Annotated in this window: 12 protein-coding genes; 7 read left to right on the top strand and 5 right to left on the bottom strand. The window is 63.0% G+C overall.

The features are described from left to right. Nucleotides 1–111 precede the first annotated feature (111 nt). The gene (gene dapF / locus D0N36_RS07755; protein ID WP_116940828.1) at nucleotides 112–906 is read right to left on the bottom strand and encodes a diaminopimelate epimerase; all 795 of its coding nucleotides are present in this window, start codon (nucleotides 904–906) and stop codon (nucleotides 112–114) included. A gap of 193 nt (nucleotides 907–1,099) precedes the next feature. On the opposite strand from dapF, the gene D0N36_RS07750 reads away from it, so the two are divergent. The 5 genes from D0N36_RS07750 to D0N36_RS07730 all read left to right on the top strand — a co-directional run bounded on the left by D0N36_RS07750 (nucleotide 1,100) and on the right by D0N36_RS07730 (nucleotide 6,756). Beyond that, nucleotides 1,100–1,984 carry a class I SAM-dependent methyltransferase gene (locus D0N36_RS07750; RefSeq protein ID WP_116940827.1) on the top strand — a complete coding sequence of 295 codons (885 nt, stop codon included), beginning with the start codon at nucleotides 1,100–1,102 and terminating at the stop codon, nucleotides 1,982–1,984. Between the two features lie 151 nt (nucleotides 1,985–2,135). Further along, entirely contained in the window at nucleotides 2,136–3,071 is a 936-nt protein-coding gene (locus D0N36_RS07745) for a Ppx/GppA phosphatase family protein (protein ID WP_116940826.1), read from the top strand. Nucleotides 3,072–3,217: 146 nt separating this feature from the next. Further along, nucleotides 3,218–4,285 carry an Ldh family oxidoreductase gene (locus tag D0N36_RS07740; protein WP_116940825.1) on the top strand — a complete coding sequence of 356 codons (1,068 nt, stop codon included), beginning with the start codon at nucleotides 3,218–3,220 and terminating at the stop codon, nucleotides 4,283–4,285. Between the two features lie 204 nt (nucleotides 4,286–4,489). After that, nucleotides 4,490–4,981, top strand: coding sequence for a hypothetical protein (locus D0N36_RS07735; RefSeq protein WP_116940824.1), 492 nt, complete (start codon nucleotides 4,490–4,492; stop codon nucleotides 4,979–4,981). Between the two features lie 233 nt (nucleotides 4,982–5,214). Beyond that, the gene (locus D0N36_RS07730; protein WP_116940823.1) at nucleotides 5,215–6,756 is read left to right on the top strand and encodes a serine hydrolase; all 1,542 of its coding nucleotides are present in this window, start codon (nucleotides 5,215–5,217) and stop codon (nucleotides 6,754–6,756) included. 159 nt (nucleotides 6,757–6,915) lie between these two features. On the opposite strand, the gene D0N36_RS07725 is transcribed toward D0N36_RS07730, so the two are convergent. After that, nucleotides 6,916–7,962: an NAD(P)-dependent alcohol dehydrogenase gene (locus tag D0N36_RS07725; RefSeq protein ID WP_116940822.1), complete on the bottom strand. Its 1,047-nt coding sequence runs from the start codon at nucleotides 7,960–7,962 to the stop codon at nucleotides 6,916–6,918. A 169-nt stretch (nucleotides 7,963–8,131) separates the two neighbouring features. Here D0N36_RS07725 and D0N36_RS07720 point away from each other — a divergent pair, with 169 nt between their 5' ends. Next, entirely contained in the window at nucleotides 8,132–8,797 is a 666-nt protein-coding gene (locus D0N36_RS07720) for a cytochrome b/b6 domain-containing protein (RefSeq protein ID WP_116940821.1), read from the top strand. A gap of 112 nt (nucleotides 8,798–8,909) precedes the next feature. Here D0N36_RS07720 and D0N36_RS07715 read toward each other — a convergent pair whose 3' ends face one another. Both D0N36_RS07715 and D0N36_RS07710 read right to left on the bottom strand, forming a co-directional pair. Beyond that, nucleotides 8,910–9,632, bottom strand: coding sequence for a DUF1990 domain-containing protein (locus tag D0N36_RS07715; RefSeq protein ID WP_116940820.1), 723 nt, complete (start codon nucleotides 9,630–9,632; stop codon nucleotides 8,910–8,912). Between the two features lie 90 nt (nucleotides 9,633–9,722). Continuing rightward, the gene (locus D0N36_RS07710) at nucleotides 9,723–10,274 is read right to left on the bottom strand and encodes a DUF1990 family protein (protein ID WP_242478834.1); all 552 of its coding nucleotides are present in this window, start codon (nucleotides 10,272–10,274) and stop codon (nucleotides 9,723–9,725) included. Nucleotides 10,275–10,442: 168 nt separating this feature from the next. Between D0N36_RS07710 and nfi the strand changes: the two genes are divergently transcribed. Beyond that, nucleotides 10,443–11,129 carry a deoxyribonuclease V gene (gene nfi / locus D0N36_RS07705; RefSeq protein ID WP_116940819.1) on the top strand — a complete coding sequence of 229 codons (687 nt, stop codon included), beginning with the start codon at nucleotides 10,443–10,445 and terminating at the stop codon, nucleotides 11,127–11,129. Here the strand turns inward: nfi and D0N36_RS07700 are convergent. Continuing rightward, the gene (locus D0N36_RS07700; protein WP_190242571.1) at nucleotides 11,110–11,571 is read right to left on the bottom strand and encodes a glutamate--tRNA ligase family protein; all 462 of its coding nucleotides are present in this window, start codon (nucleotides 11,569–11,571) and stop codon (nucleotides 11,110–11,112) included. The two genes, nfi and D0N36_RS07700, sit on opposite strands and share 20 nt — an antisense overlap. Nucleotides 11,572–11,605: the final 34 nt, after the last annotated feature.

Below are 11,605 nucleotides of genomic sequence, written 5' to 3'. Positions count from 1 at the left end.
AGGGACGAAGAATCTCGCCTGAATCGTTAAACGATTGTAGCAACGATTCAGCGAGATTCTTCTCCCTGCTCTAAGCGCAGCATGCTCTGAATGACGTTCGGTTGCTAAGCACTAAATCGTGCCCTCGAACACGAACGTGGCGGGGCCGCTGAGGTAGACGTTGGTGAACGAGCCGTCGGGTTGCGCTTCGAAGGCTACTTGCAGTTCGCCGCCGGGCGTGCGCAGGCGCACGGGACTAGCCGCGCCGTGCCGGGAAGCGGCCAAGGCTACGGCCGTTACTCCCGTGCCGCAGCTCAGCGTTTCGTCCTCTACGCCGCGCTCGTAGGTGCGCACCGGCCAAGGCTGGTCGGGCGTGGCGGGCACCTCCACGAAGTTCACGTTGGTGCCTTTCTCGCGGAATAAGTCGCCGTTGCGCAGGGTCCGGCCTTTGGTTACTACGTCCAGCCCAGACAAGCTGCCGGCCGGCTGGAAGCACACCAAGTGGGGCGAGCCAGTGTTGAGAAACACACCGTAATTGTCGATTTCCTGCTGGCCGCGCACGTCCTGCATGCGCAGGTGCACGGTGCCGTCGGCTGCCACGCGGGCTTCGTGGGGGCCATCGATGGCGAGAAAGCGGGTGTCGGATTCGATGACGCCCAACTGCCGGGCAAAGGCTACCGTGCAGCGGCCGCCGTTGCCGCACATCGAGCCCAGATGGCCATCGGCATTGAAATACACCATCTCGAAATCGTACTCCGCGTGCTGGCGCAGCAGAATCAGCCCGTCGGCCCCAATGCCGCGGCGCCGGTCGCAGAGGTGACGTACGCGCTGGTGGTTGGTGGCATCGAACTGGTTGGCGCGGTCATCGACCATCACGAAGTCGTTGCCGGTGCCCTGGTATTTGTAGAAGTGCAGCGTGGTACCCATAAAGGCAAAGGTAGGGGTTGGGTAAAGGAGGCACGACGCAGGGGCGGGGCTGCCCCCGCCCGCCGTTTGCACCGTTTCAACAACTCTGTTTCAACGATTTTATTCAACGGCGCGCATGGCGGGCGGGGGCAAGCCCCGCCCCTACGTCGTTCCTCTGCCCACTAAACTGGTCTCGCTTACCTTTGCGTCTAGCATGTATACTTTCCTTACCACGAGCCCCTGGGCCGATTACGAACTGCTCGACGCGGGCAACTTCGAGAAGCTGGAGCGTTTCGGCCAGCACGTACTGGCCCGCCCCGAGCCGCAGGCCATCTGGGACCCGCACCTGCCGGCCTCGGAGTGGCAGCGCGCCAACGCCATTTTCACCCGCGAGAAAGGCAGCCAGGAGCGCGGCCAGTGGAAAATAAAGCCCGGCACGCCCGAGCAGTGGCACATCAATTACGAGCGGCCTGACGGCCTGAAGCTGCGCTTCCGGCTGGGCATGTCGTCGTTCAAGCATGTGGGCCTGTTTCCGGAGCAGGACCCCAACTGGCAGTTCATCTACAACGAAACGCGGCGGCGCAAAGCGGCCCTGCCGCGGGTGCTCAACCTGTTTGCCTACACCGGCGCGGCCACGCTGGCCGCCCGCGCCGCCGGTGCCGATGTTACGCACCTCGATTCGGTGAAGCAGGTCAACTTCTGGGCCCGCGACAACATGGAGGCTTCGGGCATTGATGGGGTACGCTGGCTGGTAGAGGACGCCATGAAGTACGTGAAGCGCGAGGTGAAGCGCGGCAGCAAGTACCAGGGCCTCATCCTCGACCCGCCTGCCTACGGCCGCGGCCCCAACGGCGAAAAGTGGCAGCTCGAAGACGAGCTCAACGAGATGCTCAAACTCTGCCAGCAGCTCCTCGACCCTGAAGACCACTTCTTCCTCGTCAACCTCTACTCGCTCGGTTTCTCGGCCCTGATTCTGGACAACCTAGTAAGCGAAATTTTCCCCACGATGCGCGATAAGCGCGAAATCGGGGAGATTTACCTGCACGACGCCGGAGCCCGTAAGCTTCCGCTGGGCACCTTCTGCCGGTTCGCCACGTAGCAGGTTTTTGGCAGGCAACTAGGTCGATGTAGGGGCGGGGCTTGTCCCCGCCCGCCGTTGAACAATAGCAGCCGTTTCCGTGCAATGGCGGGCGGGGACAAGCCCCGCCCCTACACCGTCTATTAAGCATCCTAAAAACACAGCCCAACCCATGTCCCACCGCCGCCTTGCCCTGATTGACATGGGCACCAACACGTTTCACCTACTGATTGTGGAGCTGTCCGACGACGGCCAGACGGCCCCACGCCCGTTGTTGCGAACCAAAGTAGGCGTGCGGCTGGGTGAGGGCGGCATCAGCGCGGGCCGTATTGCCGAGCCGGCTTACGAGCGGGCCCTGCATGCGCTGCTGGGCTTCCGCGAGGAAATTGAACTGCACCAGGTAACCGACGTGCGGGCCACGGCCACCAGCGCCATGCGCGTAACCGAAAACGGCCCCGAACTGGTCAAGGACATCTTCGAGCAAACCGGTATTCAGGTCGAGGTGATTGGCGGCGACCGGGAGGCCGAGCTGATTTGCGCCGGCGTGCGGCAGGCCGTGCCACTGGGAGCCGAGCGTCACCTAATCATGGATATCGGCGGCGGCTCGGTGGAGTTCATCCTGGCCAACGACACCACTATTTTCTGGAAGCGCAGCTTTGAAATCGGGGCCCAGCGCCTGCTCGACCGGTTTTTCCCGGAGCCCAGCGGCATCATGCCCGCCGAGGCCATTGTTGCCGAGCAGCAGTATCTGGCCGAAACCCTGGCCCCGCTAACGGCCGCCCTGGCCAAGTTTCCGCCGACGAGCCTGATAGGCGCCTCGGGCAGCTTCGACAGTCTGGCCGATATGCAGCTGGGCCAGTTGCGCCCCGAGGCCGAGCTGCCGCCGAGCACCGAACTGGCGCTTAGCAGCTTCCGCCACAGCTATACCCAGATGCTCACCCTCAACCACGAGCAGCGCCAGGCCCTGCCCGGCATCCTGCCCATGCGCGCCGATATGCTGGTGGTGGCCGCCATTCTGATTGACTACGTGCTCAACCTAACCGGCCTGACCCGCATCCGCACCTCGGCTTATGCCCTCAAAGAGGGTTTGCTAGCCGAAATGTTATAACATCTGGACGACGTAGGGGCGGGGCTTGTCCCCGCCCGCCATTCGCGCCGTTGAACAGAATCGTTGAATAGAATCGTTGAAACGGTGCAAACGGCGGGCGGGGGCAAGCCCCGCCCCTACGTCGTGCCTTCATCCTCTCCCTATCTATGACTACCACGCTTCCCTACTCCCAGCTTTTCGCCTTTGCCGAGTCCGTGTTCCGGGCCATGGGTTGCCCCGAAGAGGACGCCCTGCTGGCCACCGAAACGCTGCTGTCGGCTGACTTGCGGGGGGTGGATTCGCACGGCGTGGCCCGGCTGATTGGCTACGTGCGCCTCTGGGAAGCCGGCCGCATCAACGCCACGCCCCGGGTGGGCGTCACGTACGAAACGCCCAGCACGGCCGTGGTAGATGGCGACGGGGGCCTGGGGCTGGTAGTCGGGCCGCGGGCCATGCGCGTGGCCATGGACAAGGCCCGGCAGGTGGGCACCGGCTGGGTTTCGGTAAAGAACTCCAACCACTTTGGCATTGCCGGCTACCACGCCATGCTGCCGCTGGCCCACGACATGATTGGCATAGCCATGACCAACGCCTCACCCCTAGTAGCGCCCACCCACTCGCTGGACCGGCTGCTGGGCACCAACCCGATTGCCGTAGCCGTGCCCGCCGACCAGCAGCCCGATTTCGTGCTCGACATGGCCACCACCACCGCCGCCAACGGCAAGCTCGAAATTGCCCAGCGCAAGCAGCAGCCCATTCCCGAAGGCTGGGCCCAGGACGCGGCCGGCGCAGGCTCGACCGACCCTAACGCCGTGAAAAACGGCGGGGCGCTGCTGCCGCTGGGTGGGGCCACCGGCTCGCACAAGGGCTACGGGCTGGGCGCGGTGGTCGATATTTTCTCGGCCGTACTCAGCGGAGCCAACTATGGGCCCTGGGTGCCGCCGTTCGTGGCGTTTCTGCAGCCGGCGGCCAACCCCGTGGGGCAGGGTCTGGGCCACTTTTTCGGGGCCATGCGGGTGGATGCCTTCCGCCCCGCCGCCGAGTTCAAGGCCGATATGGACAACTGGATTACTACCTTCCGCGCCGCCCGCGCCACGCCCGGCCAGCGCGTGCTCATCCCCGGCGACCCGGAGCGCGAAACCGCCGCCGTACGCCTGCTGGACGGCATTCCGCTGCTGGAGCCGGTGCTACGCGACCTGGAAAGCCTGGGCCAGAAGTTCGGGGTGCAGTTGTAGAAGCGTGGTTAGCTGAATAGATGTAGGGGGCTTCCAAAATAGCGTAGAGACGCAACATTTTTTGCGTCTCGTCGTTGAACAACCTATGTAGAACGGTCAACATCAGCAACGACGAGACGCAAAATGATGCGTCTCTACACCGTTCAGCAGGTTGCAGCCGTTTTTTTCGTAGTTTCTGGGCTGGTTCTTGTTTCTGCTGCTTCCATGAAACGCTTTTTTCCGCTGTTGCTGCTGCCGTTGCTGGGCGCGGCCCCCACTACGGCTCCTTCGCCCCCGGCCACCCCCATTCGCCACCTCACGCTGCGTATCGATGGCAAAAACGTGCCCGCCGATACGCTCAGCTCGCGCTTTTTCCTCAGTGAAGACCGGGCTTTGCGCCTCAATATCGTGCGCGCCGACGACCCCGACGGGCAGGGGCTCAACATCATCATCGACCGGTTCCCTATCAAAGTCGATACCTACAAGTTCCAGGAAATCCTGAGCGGCCGCAACCGCGACGCCTCCTACCGCTACAACGCCCTATCAGCCTACTCCAAATCGTGCTCCGACAACCCAGGCCAGGTGGTGATTACCGGCGTGAATGCCGAGCGCCATTGGATACGCGGCACCTACCGCTGTCAGGTCTGCGAAGTCGGCCGCGGCGCCCGCCGCTTCACGCTGGAAGGCGAGTTTGAGTTTCCGGTGGAGAAGGAATAACCGGGGTTTGGAAAGAACGACGTAGGGGCGGGGCTTGCCCCCGCCCGCCGTTGAACAGAATCGTTGCAACCAGTGACGGGCGCATTGTTCAAAGGCGGGCGGGGAAAAGCCGCCCCTACAGCGCACTGATGTAAACCCAATCAACAGGCGTTACTTTTACAACGATGCAGTAGAGATGCTTCGGCTTCGCTCAGCATGACGTTCTTTTATCCCCAAATCCCACCAGTCCCTCAATGCCCACCCCTACTTTCCTCCGAATAACTACTGCCGCTCTGCTGCTGGGCGCTGCTACCGCCGCCCACGCGCAAACTTCCGCGCCCAACCGCTTCCTTACCGACAGTCTTGACAGTTATGTGCGGCGCGGGATGCGCCAGTGGAACATTCCGGGGCTGGCCGTGGTGGTGGTGAAGGACGGACAGACGGTGGTCCAGAAGGGCTACGGGGTACGTGAGGTAGGCAAACCGGCCCTCGTGGATGAGCAGACGCTGTTCATGATTGCCTCCAACACCAAGCTGTTCACCGGCACGGCGCTGGCCAAGCTCGATGGCGAGAAGAAAATCAGCCTCGACGACCGCGTAACCAAGTATCTGCCCGATTTCCGGCTCTACGACTCCACCAGCACCCGCCTCGTCACGGTGCGCGACTTGCTGAGCCATCACCTGGGCTTTAAGACGTTCCAGGGCGACTTCAGCTTCTTCAAATCCAACTTGGAGCGCGCCGACATCGTGAGTCGGATGCGGTTGATGAAGCCCACCCGCGAGTTCCGTAAGGATTATGGCTACTGCAACTCGGGCTTCGTAGCGGCCGGCGAGGTTATTCCGGCCGTTACCGGCACGAGTTGGGAGGATTACGTGCGCCAGAACCTGCTCCAGCCTCTGGGCATGAAAAGCACCTTCGTTTCGTCGCTCGAATTCGCCAAACAGCCCAATATTGCCACGGCTTACTCCAACACGTTCGGGCCGCTGGCCAAGGTGCAGTTCGACAACTGGGACAACATGGGTCCCTGCGCCAGCATGGCCTCCAACGTCAGCGACCTGACCCATTGGCTGCGTTTCCAGCTCGATAGTGGCCGCTACGAGGGCCGGCAGGTGCTGCCTTGGGCGGCGCTGCGCAAAACCCGCGACGCCAACACCATCATCAGTAGCCGCAAGTCGCCGCTGTTTCCTACCCATTTCGTGACCTACGCGCTGGGCGTGGAGTCGGCCGACTACAACGGGCGGCAGGTGTACTGGCACACGGGCGGCGCTTCGGGGCAGGTAAGCAACGTGTGCTTCGTGCCCGAGGCGGGCCTGGGCCTGGCCGTGCTCACCAACAACGACAACCAGAGCTTCTTTGAGGCGCTGCGCTACCAGATTCTGGATGCCTACCTGGGCGTGCCCTACATCGACCGTAGCGCCCAGCTGCTGGCCCGCCGCCGCGCCGGCGAACTGGCCGCCGGCCCCGACCCAACGCTGGCCCTGGCCGCCCGCGTGGCCAAAAAAGCCAAGGCCCCGCTGCCCCTCAAAGCCTACGTGGGCGAGTTCGACAACCCACTGTTCGGCCGCATCCAGGTAACCCAGAAAGGCAAGCAACTGCTCGTGACGCTGCCCACCCATCCCGGCCTCACCGCCACGCTTGACTACATGGACGGCCAGGAGTTCCGCGCCACCTACTCCGACCTCGTGTTCGGCGTGCTGCCGGCCAAGTTTGAAGTGGAAAACGGCCGCGTAAAATCATTGGAAATGCGCGCCAACGACTACGTGGAGGCTGATTCGTACGTGTTCGGAAAACTTTAGAGAGCTGAAAAGCACGCAAACGAAATCGTCTGTCATCCTGAGTAAAGCGAAGGACCTTATTACGCTAGAACGACCGTAAAAACGGTTTATCATGGCGTAACAGTCCTTCGCTTTGCTCAGGATGACAGACGATTTCGTTTACCCATCACCCGATAACAGCTACCCTTTCAGGCTCTCCATATCAATCACGAAGCGGTACTTCACGTCGGACTTCATCATGCGCTCGTAGGCCTCGTTGATGTAGTCGATGTTGATAACTTCCACGTCGCTCATCACGTTGTGTTCGGCGCAGAAGTCTAGCATTTCCTGGGTTTCCTGGATGCCGCCAATGAGCGAGCCGGCAATGCGGCGGCGCTTGGCAATCAGGTTGAAGGCGTGCAACTGAGCCGGCTCAGGCGGTACGCCGAGCAGCACCATGGTGCCGTCGAGGCGCAGGCTGGCCACGTAGAGCATCAGGTCGATGGGGGCCGATACGGTGTTGATAATCAGGTCGAAGTAGTTGCTAATGCCTTCCATCGCGCCTTTTTCCTTGGTTACCACAAATTTGTGGGCGCCGAGGGCTTTGGCATCGTCTTCTTTGTCGGGCGAAGTGCTGAGCACGGTTACTTCGCAGCCCATGGCGGCGGCAAATTTTACGGCCATGTGGCCCAGGCCGCCGAGGCCGATGACGGCTACCCGGTCGCCGGCCTTGGCGTTCCACTGGCGCAACGGCGACCAGGTGGTGATGCCGGCGCATAGCAGCGGGGCCACGCGGGCCAAATCAAGCTTCTCGGACACGCGGAGCACGAATTTCTCGGTCACCACAATGTTGTTCGAGTAGCCGCCCTGGGTTACCGAGCCGTCTTTGTCTTTGCTGGTGTAGGTGCCCACGAAGCCATTGTCGCAGTACTGCTCCAGGCCCTCGTTGCACTCGGCGCAGTGCTGGCACGAGTCGACCATACAGCCGACACCGGCCAAATCGCCCACTTTAAAGTTCTTTACATGGGCACCGACTTCCGTCACGCGGCCCACGATTTCGTGGCCGGGCACCATCGGAAACATCGAGTTGCCCCACTCGTTGCGGGCCTGGTGAATATCGGAGTGGCAGACGCCGCAGAACAGAATGTCCATGCGCACATCGTGGGGGCCCACGTCGCGGCGCTCGAAGCTGAAGGGGGCGAGAGGTTCGTTGGCGGCGGGAGCCGCGTAGCCTTGGGCTGAGGTCATAACAAAAGGGGCAAGCAGTCGGGACAGTGGGCCCCGGGCATGGGTAGCAGAACTCCGGCCGCCGCTAAATGTTACGCGGCCGCGGCTTTATGCGGTTTCAAGTCGAAAATTTGCTGGTCCCGCCGTACCTTCCCCAGCCAAATACTTTTCCGCCTTCTTCGCCCGCACTATGGCCGCTGTTCAGCCCGTTTCTACCTCCTCAACCGCCAATGCCAGCCCTAAGCGCAATTCGCTGGGCCTGCGCATCTGGCACTGGCTCAACTCCGGCCTGGTGCTGTTTCAGCTGATGACGATACTGTTTATGTTCGTCATTGTGAAGGTGAAGACGCTGGCGCCCGAGTTCAGCCAGGTGCTGGCCGAGAAAGGCGTGAACCTGCCGGCCGCCGAGTTGCGCGGCCTCACCCGCATCGTGTCGCACCGCATCTGGGACTGGCATATCTGGACTGGCATCATCATTTCCTGCCTGCTGGCGTTCCGCGTTATCGTGAGCTTCCGGCAGCGCGGCAGCCAGCGCACGGCGGCCAAACTGGCGGCCATCCGGGCCCGCGAGGCACGGGGCGAGGCCGGCGCCTCGCGGGCCCGGTGGGTGCGCTACAGCTACCGCGCCTTCTACATTATTCTGGCCGTGATGGTGGTTACAGGCCTGGTACTAGTGTTCGAGGACTACCTGGAGCCTATTAAAGAGGTAGCCGAAACCATTCACGAGTACACGATGTACGCCGTTATAGCCTTCGTGGTGGCCCACATTGTGGGCGTCTTCCGGTCTGAAGTAACCGACGAGCCCGGGGTAGTATCGGCCATGATTAACGGCGGTGAGCCAGCGGAAGGCGTCTAGCCAGAACGAGTAGGGTGCGGGGCTTGTCCCCGCCCGCCGTTCAACGGTAACGTGCGGTTCCGTTCACCGGCGGGCGAAGCCAAGCCCCGCACCCTACCCTTTCTCGCAAAAACTACTGATTCTTGTCCAGCTGCTGCTGCGCGTCTTTATCGGCCGAAATGGGCTGCACTGTCGGGCCGGTCGCATCCGGCGCCTGCCAGCCTTCCTGCAGCATCTGCTCCACCTGCGTCTTCAGCCGCTGCAGCGACTGGCGGGAGAAGCGCACCTGCAACGGCCGGCCAAATAGCCGAAAGCCCAGCCAGTAAAAGGGGTTGCGGATGCGGCCGGTTTGCGACACGGCGTGGATGTGGCACCACACGCGGCCAGTAGTCAGGTCTTTGTGCACCAGAAACTCAATCTGCCCCCGCTCGAAATGCCCTTCGAGGGTGCGGTAGTTGTAGCCCCACACCAGCTCCTGCCCTCCATCCGGCCGCGGCCGCACTTCGTCCGTCACGCCCCCGATGCGCACGCCAAACCAGAATGAAACGCCCAGAAACTGCGCCCGCAGCACCATCACGCGCTGTTCCAGCGGCTGGTCGGGCAGAAAAATACCGCTGATGAGGCCGGGCGGCGGAAACGAGTAGCGGCGCAGCACCTCGCGGGCGGCGGCCCAGGAGCCGCGCTCCGCGGGCGGGCCGGGCGCTTCGGCTGGCAGCTCGGTTTCGTAGTCATCCACCCGCCAACCGGTGGTGGCGGTATAGTCGGCCAGCCGGTCGGGGTCGAAGTTGTAGCCGGCATCGGTATAAGCGGCCAGGCGAGCCTGCTGGCGGGCAGTAAGGGCAGTGCGGTCGGGCATAATAGGCTGAAAATGGGGAGGCGGAAGAAGAGAACAGAACGTCATGCTGAGCGTAGCCGGAGGCGCAGCCGAAGCATAACTCGTGTTTGGTCAATCTACCTCCTCCCCCTCCTTAATCGTTTCTACCTGCACTGGACCCAGCAAAAGGCCACCGCTGAAATCGGCTACCCGCTGGCAGAAGACCTCCCAGGTTTGCTGCTGCACCCGCCGGCCCAGGCCCAGCGTGTCGTAGGTGAAGGCCACCAGCCCGTCGCGCGAGCGGGCCCAGGAGTGAATTTCGAAGCGCACAGTATCGGACAGCGTGGCGTGAGGTCGTAGTGAGAAGCGGATGCGGCCGGCCTCGGGGTGGCTTTCCAGCGTGGTTAGCTCGAAGAAATCCGTGCCCACCTCAGTTACGCGCACGTCGCCGTTCCAGGGCCCCAGAATCTTGATGCTATACTCATCGCCCACCGCCAGGCGGCCTTCCGTGCCCTTCGATTTTTCGAAATCAGCCAGCAAATCGGAGGAGAAATCGGGCAGATGGCGCTCTATATGGCGGAGTAGCGCGTCGGCCGGCTGGCGCGGGTGCTGCACATCTACCCAGTAGCGCCGCTCGAAAAGCGGGCCGCTGCCGGTGTGAGCGGGTTGTTCGGGCTTGGACATGGCAATAGATGAAAGGGTTTCCCTCCCTGAACGGCTCCGACTCTGGCGGGTTCCTGCAAAAAGCCGTGGCTCACCAGGCAGGGCATTCGGTGTTGGATGCCGGCCGGCTTTGGACAACCCCGCACCCGCGCTGGCAGTACACCGGGTTCACCCCGACTCCTCCGCTTTATGGCCTATTTCCGCCCGCCCGGCCCCGCCCCCGACCCGCAGCTGGTGCGCGAATTCACCCAGCTGCAGGACCAGCTGCGCAACCAGGTACGGCTGGAGCCGCCCACCAGCGAGCTGCGCTACATTGCCGGCTGCGACTCCTCGTTTCCGACGCCCGATACGGTGCTGTCGGTGTTCGTGGTGCTGGAGCTGCCTTCGCTGGGCTTCATCGAGAAAGTGTACCACGTCGGGCCCGTGCCGCTGCCCTACATTCCGGGGCTGCTCTCGTTCCGCGAAGCGCCCAACCTGCTGCACGCCTACGCCAAGCTGCGCCGTCAGCCCGACATCATCATGGTGGATGGCCACGGCATTGCCCACCCGCGCCGCATGGGCATTGCGGCCCATTTGGGGGTTGAGCTTGATGTGCCCACGTTCGGCGTAGCCAAGCAGCGCCTTACCGGCGTTTATGAGGAGCCTGCCCTCACCAAAGGCAGCATTACCCAGCTCACCGACAAAAACGGCGAGCTGCTGGGCCAGGTTATCCGTAGCAAAGATAAGGTGAAGCCGCTGTTCGTGAGTCCCGGCCACCTGTGCGACCAGGCCACCGCCACCCGCCTCACGCTCGCCTGCCTGCGCGGCTACAAGCTGCCCGAGCCCACCCGCCTCGCCGACCACTGGGCCGAGGAGTTTAAGAAGGAGCTGAAGTAGGCAGGGCCGCCCGCAACGTTGCCAACGACTCGCCTGCTCCGGCCGGTAGCCCCAGCAGTGCGGCCACAGCGCGGTACACCACCTGGGGCGCGGTAGCTTCGGCCAGCATGCCGCGCTGCTGGCTGGTTTGGGTTGATTTGGAGAGCTTCTGGCCGGTATCGTCGAGGAGCAGGCCGTGGTGCAGAAACCGGGTTTGGGTGAAGCCGGCGTGGGCTGGCAACCAGCCGGCCAGCCACAGCTGGGCCGCCGTGCTGGCGCGCAAATCCTGGCCGCGCACGATGAAGTTTACGCCCAGCCGCTGGTCGTCGAGCACCGAAGCCACTTGGTAAGCGGCCACGCCATCCTTTTTGCGCACCACAAAATCACCCAGCTCCTCGGCCAGCGCCACCAGTTGCGGGCCCTGCGCCAGGTCGGGCCACGCAATGGCGGTGGCGGGCGGCACGCGGGCCCGCCAGGCAAGACCAGGCGCCCCAAGC

This window comes from Hymenobacter lapidiphilus, from assembly GCF_003417065.2.
In the GTDB taxonomy this organism is placed as follows: domain Bacteria; phylum Bacteroidota; class Bacteroidia; order Cytophagales; family Hymenobacteraceae; genus Hymenobacter.
The sequence above is the reverse complement of the archived record's forward strand: the minus strand, read 5'-3'. Positions and strand labels throughout refer to the sequence as shown.